Here is an 18,053-nt window from a genome sequence, read left to right on the forward strand (position 1 = left end):
CATTTAGAATCTCAGGCTCAACTTGTGCGTTATTGAATGTGCCCACAGCGCCGATTGGTGTTGGGAAAGCCGCAGAATTTTGAGGGGTTATTCCGGCGACAGCTATATCCATGTATTTAGCAGCGCCCCAAGTAGAAGGAGAGATTACAGCCGTATAAACAACTCGCATTGTGAAAGACGTTTCATCCAGCTGTATCCTGCCGGCGGCGTCCCACACTCGCATTCCAGAACTCATTCGGTGAGATCTCCGATTTGTACGCGTTTGACGTTATTTACGTCCCAGAAACGCAAAGACCGATTCGTCATGATCGATCGACCTTGACCAGGGACGACGCCGTTAATCTCGAAGGTGCCGTCCTTGTTTAGGATCCATCCCTGTTGGCCTGCGATGTAGTTCGTCGAGCTGATGTAAGCCCCGATCTTCTGGTTCGTAACCGTCCCGTCCTCGATGAACGCGGCCTTAATGAACGTCTGCCCGCCCTGTACAGCGAACGGCACCGTCCCGGCCTGGCCGATGGCAAACCTGTCGGCGTCGATGATGAACTGCGATTGCAGGCCCCCCGGACCGTTCTCCAGGCCGAGACCGATACCGGCGTACTTGTAGAGGCCGGTGGCGGATTCGTACTGCATCCGCACCGACCAGTTCGCCGTGATCTTGCCGTTCACCGTCTGGATGGCGGTCGTGTTGGTTTGGATCGCCAGCGTGTTGCCGCCCACCGACGTTTTTACCGTCTCGATGCTGGACGACAGAGCGCCGTCGGCATTGATGCGCGCGGTTTGCTCGGCGGCCACTGCGGCGGCGGTATTCGCAACACTCACCTCCACCACATCCGTGCGCTGGCCCTGCACCAGGTCGCCCTCGATCAGGGCGGACTGAGTAGACCAGACACCGACGTAGCTGGCCTCCGAGCCCATCAGGGCGCTGTCATCACCCTGGAGTGGCGGGTTGACCTGCAGGTAAATGCCGTCTACCCGCTGCGCCGTGGTGGTGACTTTGCCGTCGAGCGTTGTCACCGATGCCTTGAGGGTGCTGAGCCCGGTGGCCGTGGCGGTCACGCCGGTGACAGGATCGTTCACAGTAGCCTTCACCGCATTGAGCTGCGAAGCCTGGGCGGTGATGTCTTGGCCGTGCTGCGCGATCGTCGCCGAGTTCTGCTGAACCTGGGTCACCAGCGCGTTCACCGTCTGCACCACTGTGCCGATGTCCGTCCAGTAGGTCGCGTTCGGCGGCGGGTTGTTCGCCGGCACCGGGCCATTGGCCTGGTACAGGTGCTGCCCCACGCGCACGATGTCGTTGAGCACATATGCTTTCGTCGGCACGTATTCGAGCGCATCCACCACCTGGTCAATCAGTAGCTCCAGCTCGTCCTTGGCTGCCTCAATGCGACCGTTGACAGAGCCAGGGCCGTTACCGTCGATCAGGTTGATACGATCCTTCAGCAACTGACCCAGCGACGTCTCGCCTATCTGCCCCTTGATCTGCTCGAGGATAGCCCCAGCGTCCGAGCTGGACTGGCCCATGACCCCATTGACCACGGGATAGAACGGCCCGATGTTGCCGGTGCGGTCCACCAGGCGCGCCCAGAAGAACAGCGTTGCTCCCGCCAGCAACGATTGCATGCGGTAGTCGGCCTGCGGATATGCCAGGTCCGCCAACTTCGTTGCCGCCGGCAGGCTGTTCGCCGGGCCATACCACAGCTCGGTGCGCTGGGTGTCTTCGGCGCCAGCAGGGAAGCCCCACTTGATACTGATCCCGAACAGTTCGCTTTTGGTAGTGAGCGACGAAACCGCCGGCGGCAGACCGACCTTCCCTTGAAGGTTGGTAAGGATGGAGTTCTTCCACACCGACGAGATGTCGAAAGAACTTACCGCGCGCACGCGCGCCAAGTAGGCGCCCGAGTAGATGCCGGTGACGTCCACGCTCGTCGAACCCGTGCGCTGCACCTTTATCCAGTTCCCGTTGTCCTTGCGCCACTCGACGTCGTACGCGACGGCACCGGTAACGGCTGGCCACGAGATGTTCATGGTGCTGATGGCCAGGCCCTGGTCGATCGATACGTTCGATGTGACTGTGACACTGGCAGGCGCCGGAACTACCGTGATCGGAATCACGCTGATCGGGCGTTCTTCCAGGCGTGCGCCGGTGTCGATGCTGGGGAACTTGCTTGGCTCGTACTGCAAGGCGCTGATGTCGTAATCGCCCCCGGGCGTCCGTGCGGTCCTCATTACTCTATATAGAGGGATTGCCAGGTCGTCAGCGTCGATTGCCCACTGAAGCTGTGCTGCAGGCGCTTCGCTGTAGGCGACGGTGACAGTTACGTTCCGGCCACTCACGCTCTCCACGGTGCGCCCTTCTGCCCGCCCGCCGGGGAGGTTGATCACCAGCCGGTCGCCGGTCTTGGCCATGGTGTCGCGGTCCAAGGTAATGACCTTCCCCGCCGCCGCCGCGATGCGCCCGCCGATCTCCCGGCCCGCCAACAGCGAGTCGGCGACGGGAATAATGAAGCCTGGCAGAGGAATGCGGCCTTCCATGCCGGTCCTGAAGCTGATGGTGCGGTCCTGGTTGTTGCTCAGCACCAGCCACTTGGCGCGGCGCTGGGCTTCTGATGCCCGAGTGCAACCGATGGCGCTGATCTCCGTCGGCTTGTCGCCCAGTCGGCGCTGGAGCGGCAGGTCTGAATAAACCGTGACATCGGTGTCGTAGTTGTTCAGCGGGTTGTCGTAGCTGACCAAACAGCGAGTGAAGCGGGTCTTCGCCGATGCGCTGCCGTAGGAAATTTTGCCGTCGATGACGTTGGAACGGGTGAAGACATAGTCGATGTCCTGCGACCTGGGCATATCAGCCTGCATGACCAACTGGCCCTGGGCCCAGTAAGTCATGCCGCGGTAGATGCCGGCGATGTCGCGCAGCAGGGACCAGGCATCGGCCTTGCCTTGCAGGTTCATGTCGCACAGGAAGCGAGGCTCAACGCCGTCGGCACCGTTCGATACCAACTGATCGCAATACTGCGCGATTCGGTAAAGCTCCCACTTATCAACCATCCACGGCTTAATACGGCGGCCCAGGCCGAACCGGTCCTGAGTGCAGATGCCGTAAGTGATCCAGGCCGGGTTATTGGTCCAGGCTTCCTTCATCGTGCCGTCCCATGCGCCGGAGTACGTGCGGGCCACCGGGTCATAGTTGCTCGGCACCTGCCAGCGGCGGGCCTTGCACTTCACGGTAACGGCCGGGATGTTGGTGAACTGCTCGGCGTCGAACTCGACGAACAGCAGAGCGGTGTTCGGGTAGCGCAGCTTTGCGTCGATCACTTGGGTGTAGCCGGCGATGAAGAGGCTGTCTGCGATCTTATCGGTGTTCTGCGAGTTTGGCGTGAGGCGGCGGACGCGGATCAGCCAGCCGCTGGTAGCTGGTGGCAGATCAATACGCAGAGACCGCTCGTAGCGGGTGGTGGTCTTGCCGTCCATGGCGCCCACCAGAACTTCCTGATATGCGCCGCCGTCGGTAGCCACGTCTACCGCATACTCGATACGGTAGCCATTGATGTTGTTTTCGGCGTCCTGGCTCGCCAGTCGCGGCGTGGCCAGGCGGATGCGGGCCGCTGACAGTTGCAGGTTGGTCAGCGACTGAACCCACGGCGTGCCGCTGCGCAGCTCAATATTCAGCGAGGTCTCGTTGTCGACCGATGGGATACCAGGGATGTAGGTCTGCTCGACGGAGCCCGGCCGCCAGTCCCACTTCACGTTGGTGAAGTTGAAATTGCCGCTGGCATCCTGAATCGGAGTGTTGTCGAGGAAGATGTCGCGCGCGGTGGGCGTGCCGTCAAATTCACCCTCGCCTACGGCGATCAGGATCTTGGCCACGTTGGTCGAGCGCAGGCTGTCGGGCGCCTCTACTGGTGACTTTGGCTTGCTCTCGCCACCCTTTGCACCGCGAATATCCAGCTTTTGTGCTGCGCCCATACTTTCCTCCAGGCAATAAAAAACCGGCTCATGGCCGGCTTGTTTGGTGCGTTGCGTCTACGTTTTGTCCTCTGCATAAATCGACGCCGAGATGATTGCACCGCCCCACCGGCGCTCGCCTATGCAGATCGGGACGGGGTTGCCGCTGGCGGTGGTGTTCTTCGCTGAGCCGAACGCGTAGCTGGGCATGTTTTCTGGAGATGCGCTTTGCTTGAGGCCTGCCGCCTGCGGGCTGAGCATCTGCACAACGCCGCCGGCGGTCAGCGCAATGCCGGTTGCCAGCGTGGAGCCGCCGGTGAAATATGAGGCCGCAATGAGAACGACACCGATAATTGTCTGTAGCAGGCCGGCGCGCTTTGCTCCCTCCACTACCGGAACAATACGAACTTCCTTGGTTCCGCCCATCCCAAAAGCGTCAGATCCGACGTTTTTTCGGTTGCGGAAGATGGCGAAGCGCAGCCCGAGCCGATCAAGGCGACGGATCTCGGCTTCGAACCCGTCTATGGTGGCCTTCAGCGCTCGGAATACCTCCCAGGTGTCACCCGAGCCAACCTGGCGTCGGTGAAGCCTCCCGAACTTCTGAGCCAGCGAGCCGGACAGCTTAATGGTGGTCATCGGCGAGTAAACGATGGCGCTCATCGGGCCTCCTTGTGTCGAAGAATTAAACGGGTGCGCTGCAGCCAGGGCCCGCCGTAGACGATTACCTCTGACGGCCGGCCATACAGGTGGTGTAGAACGAAAGGCCCAGGTCCGAAAATGCCTGATTCCTCGCCAGGCAGCGTCGGATCAGTCCCCAGGTAGATCCCTGCATGGTTCGGGTGAGCTGTGCGGCCGACCTCCATCACGACCATGTCGCCGCGCTGAGGGCTGTCGACCTGCTCGAAGCCGGCGGCGGCGTAGTTCGCCTCGTACAGGCTGGTGCTGTCTGCGTTCTCCCACCAGCCATCGGCGCGCTGGAAGGCTTCGAATTGCAACCCCCACTCGCGCTGATACCAGGTAGCGCAGACTGACCAGCAATCCCAAACACCATGAACAAACGGGCGCTTTAGCAGCGGCGTGCTGCCGGTTGGCGCGATAGTCCTGAGATCTCCTTCCGGCCAGCTTAGTATGTGCCAGGGCAGCTCTGTGGCCTCGCACATCGCCAGATCACGCGAAGACGGCCTGCTGGTTGCGTCCGGGTGGGAGTGCACGATGCCGATCACCTGGCCGGCGTCTTCCGCTGCAGCGTAGTCCTCTGGATCAAGCCTGAACTCTTCGTTTGGCTCCGTGGCGATGTTCCGGCACGGGAAATACTTTTGCGCCCGGCCCACATCCAGTACCAGCCCGCAGCACTCTTTCGGGTACTCGCCGGCCGCATGCGCCTGGATGGCAGCAATGATGTGTTTGCGCATGGTCAGCTCCGAGCGATCAAAGAAACGGCGGGGAATCCGCCGAATGGCAAAGGGTTGCCATCGCCAAAACGGGGGATACAGCCCTTGCCCAAAGTGGCGTCGCACACATCCAGTTCAGGGTTGTCGGTAACGACCCCGTCCTTGGTGACGTAGGGCCCTGTGTAGCCGCAGTTGGGACCTCGGTAACCACCTGTGAGGCACCAGTGGCACAGCGTCGTCATCTGCCGCCCGATCGTCTCGCCGCCGACGTCGCCCGGGCTGGCCAAGTCCCAGCTGACCGTCTCGCCGTCCTCATTGGTCTTCTGGTCGACATACCAAACCTCGATCGATTCCTGAGTGGGGTCGGCCGTGGGGTTGCCGCCTTCGAAGTTCAGCGCGTCGAGAAACTCGGCCAGGGTATTGCGAATGGTCAGCTTGAACTCGAGCAGATCCTCAAAGGCCAAGCAGAGCGCGGTGATTCGCCCGTTGACGTTGCCGACCGACAACTTCGGCCGTACTGCGGTGCCGTCTCCGTTCGCCTCGCTGCCCTCGTACTGCATGGGCCAGGCGCCGTACTCTTCGCCCTTCCACCAGATCGACTTGGCCGGCAGCTGGTCAGCATTGCCGCCGGCGGCGATCAGTTCGGCAGGCGTATGCGGGATCGCATGACCGTGGAAGCGCAGAACATCGGCGCCGTAATCACTGCCGTCCAGCTCGAACAGCATGACTTCGTTGCCAGGCTCAAGAGTCTGGATAGCGTTGATCAGCAACATGGATTGACCTTTACGGGTGGAAGGCGCGCTCGAACGTCGCCGTCACTTTGAATACGCCACCACCCATAGGGGTTGGGGTTGGGTTTTTGCAGGTGAACAGGCCGAGCTGGCCCAGTGGCGTGGTCCACAAGAAGGCCTTCGCACCCTGATGCCGGTCGAAGAACTCCATTATCTTGAGCGCCGTGAATGTGGTACCGGTGTGCGTGACGGGGTAGGCATCTTCTTTGTTGTTTGGCCCGTCCCCGACCGTTTGCTTATATCCCCCCCGAATCGAGATTCTCGGGTCCTATATTCAAGTGTCGGGGCCTCCCCGTGCTGGGTGGCCCAGGTGAACGTTTCAATCGCCATTATTACCTCCCGTTGATGGCTCGCCAGATAGCCCCGCCAGGCTGAACGCCGCGCGCAATGGCTGCCTCAGCTTCCGCTTTGGTGGCCTGCTGGATGTTCCGACCGGCCTGCGTGGTGTCTTCCTGTGTCGCGTTTCCGCCCTCGCCAGCCGTTTGCACGGAGACCGAGACGGGGAAGTTGTAGGTGTTGCCACCGCCTCCTCCACCACCGCCACCACCGCCCAGCGCACGGACACCAAGCTCACCGCCGGCCGTTCTGGTTAGCGGCATGATTGCCTCCGGCCCAGCCTCGGCGAAGATGCCAGCGCCCTTCGCGAACGCGAACATCTGCGGCTTATCGTGCACCTGGTTGCTGAAGCTGGACAGGCTTGGCGAGTCGTAAACACCGCCCTTGGCGTTGGCGGTTATCGCGCCGCCGATGCTGGAGCCGAAGCTGCCAGCGCCGGTCGCCGCGCCGCCACCGAGGTACGCGCCCAGCGCACTACCTGCGATGCTCGAAAGCAAACCAGACGCTGCCTGCCGGGTGGCAATGCGTGCCATGTCGGCGATGATCGACTTGGTGAAGTCCGAGAACGAGAACTTGCCGGTGGTGGCGAAGTTGGCGACCGCATCTTCCATGGAGCTGAAGGCGTTGGTGAACAAGCTGCGAGTCTGCCCGGCCACATCCCGAGCCGAGTCCAAGTAGTTACTGAACGCAGAGGTCGCCCCGTTCCGCCAGTCGCTCTGGGCCACAGACATCTGCTCGTAGTTGCTCAGCGTGGTCTGCGTCAGGTCGCGCTCGCTGCGATTGATCGCCTCAAGCTTGGCCTGGTACTCATCTGCACTCATGTTGCGGGAAGCGTCGGCTTTGTCGCGTGCCAGATCCAGGCGTTGCTGGTTGGCGCGGTCTGAAATACCGTTCAGGTCACCGTTGATGGCGTTCTGGCGGTCACTCTGGCCCACACCTTCCGCTGCCCGGCTACCGGCGCGTTGCAACGCCGCGTTCTGTTGATCAAGCGCATCGGTGTACGACTTGATGGCTAGTTCCTGCTTCTTGAGCCGTCCCTGCTCATTGGTGGCGATCACTGCTAGTTCGCTGTCCGATTCCTGTTGAGCCTTGACCATCCCCTGCCGCGCATCGGCAATCTTCTGGTCGATCTGGATGCTTTGCGCCGCCGTCGTGGACTTCTTGCCCTTCGCCGCTTCCAGTGCGTCAATCTCAGCCTGGTATGCCGCCGTGACATCGTCCTTTTCCTGATTGATCAGGGCTGAGCGTTGCTTCGCATAGTCCGACAGCGATACCACGCCGGCTTTCTGCTGAGCCTCCAGTTCCTTCTGGGTATTCCGGTATTCATTGACGATGTCGGACAGGTTGTTTTTGGCGTTGTTGAAGCTGGTCAGGTCGACTTGAGAGCTGGCGGCCTTGGGGTCTTTGTTTTTGTCGTTGAGCCCTTTCAGCAAGGTGTCGTAAGCACCTCCTGAGAACTTTTTACCGTCAAAATCGACGCCATCCAGAAGTTTGGACTTTTGGCCCGTCCTCTCAGCGTTCTCGTAAAGCGTTCTGAATTTGTCGTTGAGCTTGTCCAGCCCCGCTGAGCGCTTGTTTAGAGGGTTAATCTCATCGAGCTGCGCATCCAGTTCTTTTTGGACCTTGATAGCTTTCTGGTTTGCGTCGGTGTTCTCGCCAGTGATGATTGCCAGATTGGCACTGGCTGCCTGCCTGGCCTTCAGGCTCGCGAGTTTCTTCTCCAGCGCCTCAGTGGAGTCGTCATGCTCGCCGGTACCCAAGCCTAGCGCAGTATTGAGCGAGCTCAGCCCGCTGGAGACTGCGCCGGCGAATCCGCCACCCTTGCGGGTATCCAGCACGCGCTGGGTAATCTCGATCTGCTTTGCGAGGTCTGGGAAAGCTTCCGACCTAATATATGAGTAAGCGCGTTTCGTAGCTTCACCGACGTCGTCCCAGTCTCGCTCAATATCGGATAGAGACCCGCGATAGGCCTTGAGTCGCTCTAACGCCGCCTCATTCAAATTGCCACTCAGGACATCAAGCGCGCGCTGATGATCGCCCTGGTCATCAATCCCCTTGATCACCTGGTACTGATCGAGGGTCAGTAGCCCATACTGGCTGCTGATCTTGCCCGCAGCCTCAGTAGCTGTATCACCGGCAGTGGCGAATGACTTTGCTAGCTCTGCAGCGCTCTGCCCCGTGATCTCGCTGATCGCTGCTGCAGCCTCAGCCAGGTTGCGCATCTGTGTACCACTGGTGGCGGCCCCCGAAGCAAGCGACACAACCGCTTCACGCGCGCCGGATAGATTTCCAGTGATTCGCCCGGCGCCGTCGGCCATATCCTTCAAGCTGGCAATTGTCTGGCCGGCGCCGTTGGTTCCGCCATTAATTGCGGCATTGAACTCGCGAGCCTGCTTCATTGCATCAAAATAGGCGTAGCCAAGCGACCCAAGAACGGCCACCAGCAGGCCGGCTGGAATTATCATCCCCGCCAGACTTCGCGCTGATTCGCCGGCACCAGCACCCAATTGTGCAATGGCTCGCGCACCGCTCCCCAGATCGCCCGACTGCAGGGCGTTGGCAAGCTGCATTACGTTCTCTTGGGCCTGGCGAGTGCCGAGCTTCAATTTGTCGAACGCAGTCTCCGTCGCGGTCAGCCCGGCACGGTCCTTACCGATCTTGGCCAGGGCATCCTGGTATCGTTCGGCATCTATCTGACCTGTTTTGTGCAGGTCGTTTAGCGCTTTCTCTTGGGTCTCTAACTTCGCTAGCTTGGCGGTCACCGGGTCAATCCCGTTGACGGTGCGTTTCAGCGCCTCAATCTGGCGGTTTTCGGCATCAATCAGCTTCTGTTTCTGCGCCAACTCCTTGGCTTCGGCCTTCTCTATTTTGTCGTAGGCCTTGCCCAGCTGATCTTGATACTTTGCCTGATCTTCGATAGTGACCAAGCCGCCTTTACGAGCGCGCTCCAACAAACCCTCTGCCCGCACTAAGGATTCAATGCTGTCGATATTGCCCGTCATCGCCTTGTCGAGTTGGCTGATAACGGTGATCTCTGCGGCGGCGCTTTCAGTCGCTTTGCGGTTTGCACCGGACCTGCGATCTATCGCGGCAGTGGACTTATCGACGCCCTGAGCTACCTCATTTTCTGCCTGAGTGATCTTCTTGCCCGTGCTGGCCAAGCCTTCACTAGTCTTGCCTAGGTCGTCGATCGCCTTCTGTGCACCTTCTGCCGAGTCGACCAATTTATCCAGGTCGTCAGCGGCCTTCGCTGCTTGTGAGGACTCGACTGCAATGCCCAGGGAGGCGAAGTTGGTGCTCATTAGTTTTCTCCGGGCAATAAAAAACCCGCCGGAACGGGTTTGTGAAGGTGTTTATTTAGTGCTGATTAAAATATCCGAAAGCCACAACAGCTATTCCCAACAACAAAACGAGAATAGTTCGGTGGCTTCTCATGGGCCCATACACAGCGTCGTGCGCAGCCTTTGCTTCAGCGTCAGTGATTGGCGTCAGATCGCTTCCGCAGTGCTTGCACTTGGACGCCTGCATTTTTACAAACTCTGAGCAGCTAGGGCACGCCCTCTCCCCGCTAGAGTTAACAAGAAGCCCATTTTTAATAGACGATGATTTTCCCGGGGATGGCTTGATTATTATGTAAATGACCATTCCAAGAACAGGAAAGAAAATCCCCACCAAAAACCCTTCGAAAGCCGACCTGTTCTTCGCGTGTGCCGCCACGGCCGTGAGTCCGGCAACAATGAGCCAACCCAAAACGATAACCTGTGACATATCAACTTCTCCTTAGATACTTAGAAGCTGCTCGGCTGCACGGCTATCGACCCACCACCAGCAGGAAGGAAAACCCTGAATTTCTTTTGCTGGCCCTGCTTCAAAACTACTGATGTTTCCATCCGTTCGGGGTTCGCTGCGCAAAGTGCTGAACCATCCAATGCGGCGCCTAACAACCACTCACCGGAAGGCACCTGGAAGACAGCCTTCTCGCCGGTGTCCAGCTTTGCCACGGGAGCACCATTTAGGAAGATGGTCGCGAAGCAGCCGCCGCCGAGAAACCCTGTGTCTCTCGTCACGATTAGCGAACTACCACCAGACACTGGCTTTTGGTAACCGCTTACCCTTTCGGATGGCGCTGGGCGAGCCTTGTCGGACGGAACCGGTGAAGTCGCACAACCAGCCAGCAACGCTACCGCCAGAGCACCTACGAATAATTTCATGTCGTTCCCTCGTTGAGTTATCGCGGGACTTTATCACCAACGAGACAGCAACACGAAAGCCCCGCATGTGCGGGGCCGACCTACAGCAGGTCTAATTTAAGCTGCGTGCCCAGGCTGAGCCATGGGAAATCGAACGCCCTTCCCATCGCTACGCTCGATCAGCATCTGTAGCGATTGAATGGTGTAGTGAGCGCCCTCGAGGTGATGCTTGAGTGCTTGCACCTCAAACCGGCATGCCTCCAGGTCATGCCCCTGCTTCTCAAGCTCGGAAATAGCCCTGAGGGCTGGAGAAACACTATCACCGCCGAACAGCATTTGAGGCGTGAGCATCATGTTGCCCCGCCCCTGCATCTCGGTCATTGTCCGCTGGACATATGCCGGAGACTCTTGGAGCCAACGCTGTGCGGACCACTTCACCTTGTCGGACGGCGAGATTTCTCTTCCGATCCATTCACCTTCCAGCGCGTAAGCCACTACAAAATTACAGGCGTCCGACAAATTCTCAGCCGGAATGAGCGCAGTGCGCTGCACATTGAAGCGCGAGCGAAGCCTACTCTTCATGGTGTGCTTGAAACTGCGCTGGAGTGAATGAGGAATTGGGGATGCCTTCTGGTCAATTACGCGATCAAGAACGTGTTCGCCGCTGGTGCCAATCACGGCCCCGACGAGATCCCCAACAATAGTTTCAGGGTTCATGCCCAGGCGCTTCGCCATATCATTGAAGGCATCAATGTAGCCTTCCTTGATAGAGGCGGCCGATTTTCCGGTGAAACCCATCACCAAGAACATGAAACCGTCCTTGGTCATTTCAAAAGCTTCGTAGGTGTTGCCGCGATGCTCAAATTGAACCGACGAAAAGTTGTCGGTTAAAAATTGATCAGAGCACTCCAGCGCTCGGACCTTCGCGAGAACGTGGTTATGAAGCTTTCCAAAGGCGAGAGCTACCTGGTGTGTCGTTGTGAAGGCCTTGCCATCTCTAGCCTCTACGAATTTGCGCATGTCAACAACTGTGGTAACATTCATCCCGTGATCTCCGTCGAAAGTTTTCACATCACAAGCCCTTCCGCCTGCCAGCGTTGGGGCTTTTTCATGCCTGCTGTTTTTCATGGTTCTGTTCCTGCTCAAGGGATTTTCTCAGCCGGAATACGATTTCGCCGCTGAGGCTGCGGCCGTTTTCAGCGGCCCTCATCTCAAGCGTCTCTCGCATTTCGCACAGCATTCGCACAGCGGTAGTGATTTTCAGGGCTTTCATAACGCCTCCTTGTTTGCGTTTTGTGAGTCTAATGCGTTTTGTGCGTCAGTCAAACAAATTTTGCTTTTTGTGCGTTTGTAGTACGCTTGCGCAATACAAGGTGGAACCATGACTGAAGAATTTGCGAACAACCTGATCTACCTCCGGGGCCTGAACAACCTTACGCAGCAAGAGCTCGGCGATGCCGTGGGCGTTTCTCCGTCTCAGATTTCCAGATACGAGGCGGGAGTTGCGAGGCCGCGCAAAACCGTGATGGCCAAGCTCGCTTCTGTACTTGGCGTATCGCCTCCCGAGGACCTAGAAAAGCCTATGTCCCGCGATCACTTCCCGGACACCACTCCACGGGACGATGACGTTGAACTCCTATTCGAAGTGACATTTAAGAAGCTTGGGCCGATCAGGTGCTCTCTTCACTTCACAAGAGACCAGCATAAAAAGATTACGCTGGATTACGCCCCTTTGAGCGAGGCCGAGAGAAACCAGTACCTCGGCAAGTTCATGATCAAGGCGCTGGTGAGTGCTGCGGAATCAGAAGGAAACCTCGAGCTTCTAGGAGATCCAGACGACGCAATTACTAACGCTTCGGCGCGTTTCTTCGCGCCCAAGGACTATTTGGATGAAATCCGCGACACGCCTCTTTATGACGCTTTTTCGGGCACATCCGAGGAGAAGAGCAAATAGGGCGAATCCAGTTATCACGATGATCGTGACAGCCGAATTGAATGACCAAGCCCGGACTGCCGGGCTTTTTCATGCCCCGATCCTGTCCAGGCATCCAGCGTGGATGGAATGCCAGTAACCGAGCACAGCCGCGCCGTAGTAGCGTTGCGCCTTCACGCAAGGATTTCCCAGTCCTACGCCTGCAAGCCCAAGGACTGGGATAGCGCCAATATCGGCGCGTTTATGACCTGGAGGTCAATGTGAGCAACTCAGCCCAAGATGCAATTAATTATACAGGCTCATCGATAATGACTCTGAGCTGCATAGTCTCTGGCCTTGCCAGTCAATTGAAAGCGGCACAGGGGACGGGAGCTGTTGAAGCCGCACAGGCCTACGCATTAAAAATCGCGGATTCCTATCCGACTGCAAAAGACGTAGCGCCTGATCGAAAAGCAATCGCAGCCTTCTTCAACTCCCACAAATAGGCCCGAGGCCAATCGTTTCTTCGATCCTTGAAAGCCGACGTTCAATCAGGTCGGCTTTCTCATGAGCATCCGCAGCAAGCTCATCTGGTAAACCAATGCCAATGCCAGCGAACCGGCCAGCATCAATAATGACTTCGCCGTTGATTCGGGGCTTACGGTCACTTACTTCAAAAGGCTGATTCATACACTGCTCCTGCGGCCATGCCGCGTCATGGTTGTTTTGCATTTCGGTGCCTGAGGATCAGGCGCCCCTCGCACTCTCCCGCTGCTCAGCCATCACCTGCAAGGCTTCAGCCTCCATCCGCCGGAAGTCGCTGAAAATGGTTTGTCGCTGACTGATCGGTACGCCACACATCCGAATCACACCGGAGAGAACGCTGTAGTCCATACCTGTTGCGCCGCACGCGCCTGTGCGCCACTGGGTGCTCATGGCTTCGAAGACTTTGAAGGCGTCCCAGTTATCGGGCCAGATGCCGACCTCCTTGTCGGGGATGTCCTGGCGAGACAATCCGAAGGCCATCAGATCAGCATCTGACGGCCCTGGCTCATACAGCGCGCGTGAGGCGCTTAGGAGTTTCCCAGGCGGGCCTCGCTGAAGGCTTCGGCGTACGCGTTCAGCACCGCCTTCGGCGCCGAGTTGATCGAATTGACGAGGATGCGCACGTTTTCAGGCGTGAACTTTTCCTCGATGTCCCAGCCGACGACCACGTCGAGAAGCTGATCGGCTTGCAGTTCGATCTGGGCGGCAGTGAACGCCTTAAGGTCCATATCGCCGACCAGCTTGCTCAGCTCGTCGTGTCGCTCGTTCCAGGTGGTATACAGCTCGGCCAACGCCGTTCGGTCCAGATACTTGAACTCGAACTCCACTTTTTCCGCGTTGTAACCCGCCCGCTGGATCATGACCGGCGCCTTGAAAGTCGGCTTTTGGATCAGCTTGAACTTGGCCATGGGTTACACCACTGCCGCGTAACGGGTTGGGCGACCGGTCAGAGCGATGCTGATAACACGGGTCATCAGGTTGTTGCGGGACATGGTCGGCGTCGAGGTGATCGACACATAGCCGTTGTAGATGATGCTGCTGCCGCCGGGCAGATTCAGGCGCAACAGACGGGCCTGCTTGTCGTCGTCAGCGGCCTCGCAGACCTCTACGTAGGGTTTGGAAGGATCATCGGCGACTGTGATGGTCAGCGTGATCGGGTTCTTGGTTGTTGGCATCTGACGATCATCGTCGTCGGCCAGGAAGCCAAAGGTCAGAAACTGCTGGTCGCCGCCGCTGGAATTCAGCTCGGTGATTTGCGAAATCTCAGTGAAACCCGTCACCTCACGCACCGAGCCAATGCCCGAGCCGGCCGGATACTGCTGGACGTTGAGGGTATTCACGTTTTCCAGCGCGAAAGTGCCGCTGGCGATCTCGCCGACACGAACACCACGCCCTTCAAGGCGAGTCCAGCCGGAGTTGACGGCGATGACATCGCCTTCGGCCAGGCCATGCGCTGCCGCGGTAGCGACGGCTGGATTGGCGTTCGTCAAGGTAGTGAATGGGATCGCGGGGCCGTAGGTGGCTGCAATCTCGAAGGTGGCGCCGTTGGGCATTTGGATGCCGGCCATGGGTGTTTCCTCTTTTCAGAAATGACAAAACCCGCACAGAGGCGGGTTTCAGGGTTTGCCCAACGGGCGTAATCAGATGGCGATGTCTGCTCGGTATTCGAACGAAACCGGCACGGTGAAAGTCGGTGGATCGGGGATGCCCGGGCCAGGGTCGACCGGTGACATCGTGACGACGGTGATGCCGGCCTTCGTGTCTCTCGCGTAAAGCGGAAACAGCGCGGTCAACTCAACCACAAGTGGGTTCGTCTTGGTCTTGCCGGTATTGGCCGGAGCCACAATGCTGACCTGGTAGACGCCGATGAATGCGCGGTGGTCGCCGGCAAGCGTGCTGCTTGCGGTGTCGCCTGGGAGCATGAACGCCCGCAGATAGGCCTCGCCGTCCGCCGGATCGTACTGAGTGTTTTCGAACACGACCTTGATGGGCTCTGCCCGCGCCTTGCTCCAGGCAAGTAACTTGGCCTCGTAGATCGACGCGATAATTGCGTGGCTCATACCTGGTTGTTCCTTGTGGCTTCGTCGACGATCTGCTGGAAGCGGGCCAGGGTGATCCGGACCATCCCGCCCGGCGCCTGGGTCGAATGCCCATACTCCAGCGGGATGCCATACGGAAGATTGTTCACGATGTAGGCTGTCTCGCCAGCCGTAAGTGCCTGGACCTGTAGTCGCAGCTTGGCCAGCGTCACACCACCAACCGGGTCGACTTGGTCAAGCGTGCCCTCCGCCGGCGTGCCGATGGAAAACTGCCAGTTCCCCCGAAACCGCCCGCCGACGTAGTCCCTGCCCGCGACCAGGCCGTTCACATTGAAGTTCTGGTCACGTTCGGTCTTGGTCAGGGGTTTGGCGTACTTCACGCCGCGCCGCAGCTTACCGGCCTTCGTGAAGTTTGATTCGTTGAGGTTGATCAGCGTGTTGCGCACGGCGACCTTGAAGTCATAGTCATCGGCGGCCCGGGTGTTCGCCTGGCGGTGCGCAACGTTCGCCGCCCAGATCTCTGTATTGCCCACAGGAGACATGCGGATGACGCTGCTGCCGATCTCGATAACGATCTCTCGGATGGTTGCGTCAATACCAGACTGGGCGCGCTCAGCGAAGTCGCGAATGTTCTCGGCAAAGCTGCCGTTCATGCTCGCGTACTTGTTCGCCATGTCATTTCCTCAGTTGCGCCGTCCACGTTGCATCAGCAGGGTCCGCAGACACGTTCATCACCCGCAGCCCGTTGACGATATCGCCAATGGCTGGGACAGCGGCTACCGCTGTCGGCACACCGTCCTCAGATATGAACAGCTCGTTTTGCAGCACAAGCAGCTTCTTGTCAGTGGTCTGGATGAGGGAGCCGTCGATTTCCTTGGACAGGTAGCTGCCCAAGACACCGCGCCCCACGTACGTGACGGTGGTCTCGGGCGTTTCGCCGCCCAGGTCAGGGTCATACTCGCCCGCAACCTTGCGCACGCCCGTGACGGGTTTAACCGCGTCGGCCAGACCATCGGGATCGTCGAACGCCTCGGCCAGTTCGGCTTGGATCTCTTCGCGCATGCCCATGATCAGATCCTTTTCAGCATCATCACGCCGGAGCGCTTGATCCAAGGCTCCAGCAAAGCCAGGGCGAAGTTCACACCAGCCGACTGATCGGTGGAACCGGAGACGTATGTCTTGCTCACTGACGTGCCGGACTGAGCCGAGACCGTCTTGCTCTGCACTTCCTTCTGGGTGGCCGTATACAGCTTGCCCGCCGCTGCTTCTTTGGCGACTTGGGCGCCGGCTGTTTTGATCTCGGCAGGGACCGGATCGGTAACAGCCCGCTTAATCTTGGCCGTGAGCCAGGCATTGGCCATGGTCACAGCAAGGACCGGATCACCGGTGCCGGCCCAGTCGGGACCGAGCTGGGCGTCAACATCGGCGACGGTGATGTAATCGGTCATGTGCTTGTCCTTATTCCGCTGGCACCAGGGCCTGCAGGTCTTCTTTCTTGGCGGACGGGCCGAAGGCAATGCCCTTCTCGGTCAGCCACTCTTTCAGCTCGGGGACCTTCATTTTCAGAGGGTCGGTTTCAGGGGCTCCCTTCTCGGCCTCCAGAGCCGCCGCGATTTCCTCGGCTGTGCTGCGAGACGCATACCCAGCTGGAGGGTAGTTGCTCGCCTTGTAACCGGACGCGATGAACTCTTCGACAGTTGGGCCGTCTTCGCGCAGGCCAGAGCCTGGAGTTGGAGATTGCTGTTCCTGCGCCTGCTTGACCAGTCGGTTGATCTGGGCAAGCGTCAGTTGCTCACCTGGCTTGATTTCGTCGTTTTCCATGATGTTCTCCCATCATCGCGAGGGCCGAAGCCCTCGCTTATCGGTCAGGCGCCTTTGATTTTCAGGAATGCGATAGGGACGTTTTTACGATCCACGACGCGGTTCCAGTTGGCGGCCTTGCGTAGGTCGGCGAGCAGCGGGGAAAACTCATCAACGGTCGTGTCCGCGCCGGTGCGGCCGCGCAGGTTCGCCCGATTGGTGATGTCGTCGCCGGTGAACTGGTAGCCGAACGGGTGCAGGATCCAGGTCTTGCGCTCCCACAAGGTCTCAACGCCGCCGCCATTGCCGGCCCGCGCCTGGCGCTCGATCTCGACCGGCATTTCTGGGTCGCCTTCGCCATAGCCGAACGCACCAGCACCGAACAGCACGGCGGTGGTGGTGATCGTCGCCGGGTCACCAGCGCTGATGGCCGGCATGGAGTCATCGACGATGACACGCTGGCCCATGAACGTCGGGATCGTCAGGTTGCCCTGGCTGTCCTTGATGTAGTCAATGTCGTCAGCGTCGACCATCTGCTTGTAGGCGAGGGAATGAACCGCGATTGCAGACAGCTGGCCGAAGGCATCGCCCAGGGTAAACACGGCGGAAGTGAAGGCTTTGCGCGACCAGAGCGCTGCGCTGCCATCGAAGACCATGTCGCCGCTGTCGTTGGCTACGTTGTCGGCGAGCACACCCACAGCGGACGCAATCACGCGACGCTGCCACTGGCGCTGCCAGTAGGTGCCGAATCGATTGCGGATGCGCTGCATCGGATCGGAGCCCGAAAGCTCAACTACCAAATCCGAGGCCGAATAGCCCTGGTTCAGGTAGCTGATGCGAGCCTTCTGCAGGCCAGAACCCAGCTTATTCGGCGAAGCCATGTCCGCCGGATCATCGTTCGATGCGTTTGGCTCAACCGATGCGTCAAGATCGCGCCAGAACGGAATCTGGATTTCCTGGCCGCCGGTCTTGGCTTTGGTGTCCAGCATCTCGTTGCGTACAACAACGCCGGATTCAAAAAACGCGGTTTTCTCCGGGGTGTTCTCTGCCTGGTAATCGGCATAGACCTCGGGGATTACTGCGTCGGAAAGGCGAGTAGTCGCCATAGT

The 18,053-nt window shown here is 59.0% G+C and carries 20 protein-coding genes and 1 pseudogene; 1 reads left to right on the forward strand and 20 read right to left on the reverse strand.

Going from position 1 to position 18,053, the window contains the following annotated elements; all coding sequences use genetic code 11:
• Nucleotides 1–231 precede the first annotated feature (231 nt).
• The 10 genes and pseudogenes from C4J88_RS14410 to C4J88_RS14455 form a co-directional block, all read right to left on the reverse strand.
• Nucleotides 232–3,960 (reverse strand): DUF1983 domain-containing protein, encoded by a 3,729-nt coding sequence (locus tag C4J88_RS14410; protein WP_124407322.1) that lies wholly within the window; start codon nt 3,958–3,960, stop codon nt 232–234.
• A 57-nt stretch (nt 3,961–4,017) separates the two neighbouring features.
• Nucleotides 4,018–4,599, reverse strand: coding sequence for a tail assembly protein (locus tag C4J88_RS14415; protein WP_124407323.1), 582 nt, complete (start codon nt 4,597–4,599; stop codon nt 4,018–4,020).
• Complete coding sequence (locus C4J88_RS14420; protein ID WP_124407324.1) at nt 4,596–5,351, reverse strand: C40 family peptidase; 756 nt, start codon at nt 5,349–5,351, stop codon at nt 4,596–4,598. The genes C4J88_RS14415 and C4J88_RS14420 overlap by 4 nt, the downstream gene beginning before the upstream one ends.
• Before the next feature lie 2 nt (nt 5,352–5,353).
• Nucleotides 5,354–6,103, reverse strand: coding sequence for a phage minor tail protein L (locus C4J88_RS14425; RefSeq protein ID WP_124407325.1), 750 nt, complete (start codon nt 6,101–6,103; stop codon nt 5,354–5,356).
• A 10-nt stretch (nt 6,104–6,113) separates the two neighbouring features.
• Nucleotides 6,114–6,451 (reverse strand): annotated as a pseudogene (locus C4J88_RS14430) (phage tail protein).
• Nucleotides 6,452–6,453: 2 nt separating this feature from the next.
• On the reverse strand, nt 6,454–9,759 hold the full coding sequence (locus tag C4J88_RS14435; RefSeq protein WP_124407326.1) for a phage tail tape measure protein: 3,306 nt from the start codon (nt 9,757–9,759) through the stop codon (nt 6,454–6,456).
• 55 nt (nt 9,760–9,814) lie between these two features.
• Nucleotides 9,815–10,225: a zinc ribbon domain-containing protein gene (locus C4J88_RS14440; RefSeq protein ID WP_124407327.1), complete on the reverse strand. Its 411-nt coding sequence runs from the start codon at nt 10,223–10,225 to the stop codon at nt 9,815–9,817.
• A 20-nt stretch (nt 10,226–10,245) separates the two neighbouring features.
• A complete protein-coding gene (locus tag C4J88_RS14445) occupies nt 10,246–10,668 on the reverse strand; it encodes a hypothetical protein (protein ID WP_124407328.1) in 423 nt (140 codons plus the stop codon).
• A 96-nt stretch (nt 10,669–10,764) separates the two neighbouring features.
• Nucleotides 10,765–11,775: a Rha family transcriptional regulator gene (locus C4J88_RS27750; protein ID WP_256659029.1), complete on the reverse strand. Its 1,011-nt coding sequence runs from the start codon at nt 11,773–11,775 to the stop codon at nt 10,765–10,767.
• Nucleotides 11,756–11,920 (reverse strand): Arc family DNA-binding protein, encoded by a 165-nt coding sequence (locus C4J88_RS14455; RefSeq protein ID WP_124407329.1) that lies wholly within the window; start codon nt 11,918–11,920, stop codon nt 11,756–11,758. The genes C4J88_RS27750 and C4J88_RS14455 overlap by 20 nt, the downstream gene beginning before the upstream one ends.
• A 108-nt stretch (nt 11,921–12,028) precedes the next feature.
• On the opposite strand from C4J88_RS14455, the gene C4J88_RS14460 reads away from it, so the two are divergent.
• Nucleotides 12,029–12,601 carry a helix-turn-helix transcriptional regulator gene (locus tag C4J88_RS14460; protein WP_256659030.1) on the forward strand — a complete coding sequence of 191 codons (573 nt, stop codon included), beginning with the start codon at nt 12,029–12,031 and terminating at the stop codon, nt 12,599–12,601.
• A 447-nt stretch (nt 12,602–13,048) separates the two neighbouring features.
• Here the strand turns inward: C4J88_RS14460 and C4J88_RS14465 are convergent, their stop codons facing one another.
• The 10 genes from C4J88_RS14465 to C4J88_RS14510 form a co-directional block, all read right to left on the reverse strand.
• Nucleotides 13,049–13,249: a hypothetical protein gene (locus tag C4J88_RS14465; protein ID WP_124407330.1), complete on the reverse strand. Its 201-nt coding sequence runs from the start codon at nt 13,247–13,249 to the stop codon at nt 13,049–13,051.
• A 57-nt stretch (nt 13,250–13,306) separates the two neighbouring features.
• Nucleotides 13,307–13,585, reverse strand: coding sequence for a DUF1799 domain-containing protein (locus C4J88_RS14470; RefSeq protein WP_124407331.1), 279 nt, complete (start codon nt 13,583–13,585; stop codon nt 13,307–13,309).
• Between the two features lie 47 nt (nt 13,586–13,632).
• On the reverse strand, nt 13,633–14,013 hold the full coding sequence (locus tag C4J88_RS14475; protein ID WP_124407332.1) for a phage tail assembly chaperone: 381 nt from the start codon (nt 14,011–14,013) through the stop codon (nt 13,633–13,635).
• Nucleotides 14,014–14,016: 3 nt separating this feature from the next.
• Nucleotides 14,017–14,673: a phage tail protein gene (locus C4J88_RS14480; protein WP_124407333.1), complete on the reverse strand. Its 657-nt coding sequence runs from the start codon at nt 14,671–14,673 to the stop codon at nt 14,017–14,019.
• A 72-nt stretch (nt 14,674–14,745) separates the two neighbouring features.
• Nucleotides 14,746–15,165: a phage tail terminator-like protein gene (locus C4J88_RS14485; RefSeq protein ID WP_124407334.1), complete on the reverse strand. Its 420-nt coding sequence runs from the start codon at nt 15,163–15,165 to the stop codon at nt 14,746–14,748.
• Nucleotides 15,162–15,818 (reverse strand): hypothetical protein, encoded by a 657-nt coding sequence (locus tag C4J88_RS14490; protein WP_124407335.1) that lies wholly within the window; start codon nt 15,816–15,818, stop codon nt 15,162–15,164. The genes C4J88_RS14485 and C4J88_RS14490 overlap by 4 nt, the downstream gene beginning before the upstream one ends.
• A 1-nt stretch (nt 15,819) precedes the next feature.
• Nucleotides 15,820–16,212, reverse strand: a complete 393-nt coding sequence (locus C4J88_RS14495) for a hypothetical protein (protein WP_124407336.1) — start codon at nt 16,210–16,212, stop codon at nt 15,820–15,822.
• 2 nt (nt 16,213–16,214) lie between these two features.
• A complete protein-coding gene (locus C4J88_RS14500; RefSeq protein ID WP_124407337.1) occupies nt 16,215–16,592 on the reverse strand; it encodes a hypothetical protein in 378 nt (125 codons plus the stop codon).
• A gap of 10 nt (nt 16,593–16,602) precedes the next feature.
• Nucleotides 16,603–16,965 (reverse strand): HeH/LEM domain-containing protein, encoded by a 363-nt coding sequence (locus C4J88_RS27755; RefSeq protein ID WP_256659031.1) that lies wholly within the window; start codon nt 16,963–16,965, stop codon nt 16,603–16,605.
• 44 nt (nt 16,966–17,009) lie between these two features.
• The gene (locus C4J88_RS14510; RefSeq protein ID WP_124407338.1) at nt 17,010–18,050 is read right to left on the reverse strand and encodes a phage coat protein; all 1,041 of its coding nucleotides are present in this window, start codon (nt 18,048–18,050) and stop codon (nt 17,010–17,012) included.
• Between the last annotated feature and the right edge of the window lie 3 nt (nt 18,051–18,053).

Origin of the sequence: Pseudomonas sp. R4-39-08 (assembly GCF_003852275.1) — a bacterium.
GTDB lineage: Bacteria > Pseudomonadota > Gammaproteobacteria > Pseudomonadales > Pseudomonadaceae > Aquipseudomonas.

Coding starts and splice junctions, on each gene's coding strand:
- C4J88_RS14500 (WP_124407337.1), bottom strand. CDS start 16,592: ATGACCGATTACATCACCGTCGCCGATGTTGACGCCCAGCTCGGTCCC.
- C4J88_RS14465 (WP_124407330.1), bottom strand. CDS start 13,249: ATGAATCAGCCTTTTGAAGTAAGTGACCGTAAGCCCCGAATCAACGGC.
- C4J88_RS14480 (WP_124407333.1), bottom strand. CDS start 14,673: ATGGCCGGCATCCAAATGCCCAACGGCGCCACCTTCGAGATTGCAGCC.
- C4J88_RS14495 (WP_124407336.1), bottom strand. CDS start 16,212: ATGGGCATGCGCGAAGAGATCCAAGCCGAACTGGCCGAGGCGTTCGAC.
- C4J88_RS14440 (WP_124407327.1), bottom strand. CDS start 10,225: ATGTCACAGGTTATCGTTTTGGGTTGGCTCATTGTTGCCGGACTCACG.
- C4J88_RS14455 (WP_124407329.1), bottom strand. CDS start 11,920: ATGAAAGCCCTGAAAATCACTACCGCTGTGCGAATGCTGTGCGAAATG.
- C4J88_RS14445 (WP_124407328.1), bottom strand. CDS start 10,668: ATGAAATTATTCGTAGGTGCTCTGGCGGTAGCGTTGCTGGCTGGTTGT.
- C4J88_RS14410 (WP_124407322.1), bottom strand. CDS start 3,960: ATGGGCGCAGCACAAAAGCTGGATATTCGCGGTGCAAAGGGTGGCGAG.
- C4J88_RS14425 (WP_124407325.1), bottom strand. CDS start 6,103: ATGTTGCTGATCAACGCTATCCAGACTCTTGAGCCTGGCAACGAAGTC.
- C4J88_RS14510 (WP_124407338.1), bottom strand. CDS start 18,050: ATGGCGACTACTCGCCTTTCCGACGCAGTAATCCCCGAGGTCTATGCC.
- C4J88_RS14420 (WP_124407324.1), bottom strand. CDS start 5,351: ATGCGCAAACACATCATTGCTGCCATCCAGGCGCATGCGGCCGGCGAG.
- C4J88_RS14435 (WP_124407326.1), bottom strand. CDS start 9,759: ATGAGCACCAACTTCGCCTCCCTGGGCATTGCAGTCGAGTCCTCACAA.
- C4J88_RS27755 (WP_256659031.1), bottom strand. CDS start 16,965: ATGGAAAACGACGAAATCAAGCCAGGTGAGCAACTGACGCTTGCCCAG.
- C4J88_RS14485 (WP_124407334.1), bottom strand. CDS start 15,165: ATGAGCCACGCAATTATCGCGTCGATCTACGAGGCCAAGTTACTTGCC.
- C4J88_RS14415 (WP_124407323.1), bottom strand. CDS start 4,599: ATGAGCGCCATCGTTTACTCGCCGATGACCACCATTAAGCTGTCCGGC.
- C4J88_RS14470 (WP_124407331.1), bottom strand. CDS start 13,585: ATGGCCTTCGGATTGTCTCGCCAGGACATCCCCGACAAGGAGGTCGGC.
- C4J88_RS27750 (WP_256659029.1), bottom strand. CDS start 11,775: ATGAAAAACAGCAGGCATGAAAAAGCCCCAACGCTGGCAGGCGGAAGG.
- C4J88_RS14460 (WP_256659030.1), top strand. CDS start 12,029: ATGACTGAAGAATTTGCGAACAACCTGATCTACCTCCGGGGCCTGAAC.
- C4J88_RS14475 (WP_124407332.1), bottom strand. CDS start 14,013: ATGGCCAAGTTCAAGCTGATCCAAAAGCCGACTTTCAAGGCGCCGGTC.
- C4J88_RS14490 (WP_124407335.1), bottom strand. CDS start 15,818: ATGGCGAACAAGTACGCGAGCATGAACGGCAGCTTTGCCGAGAACATT.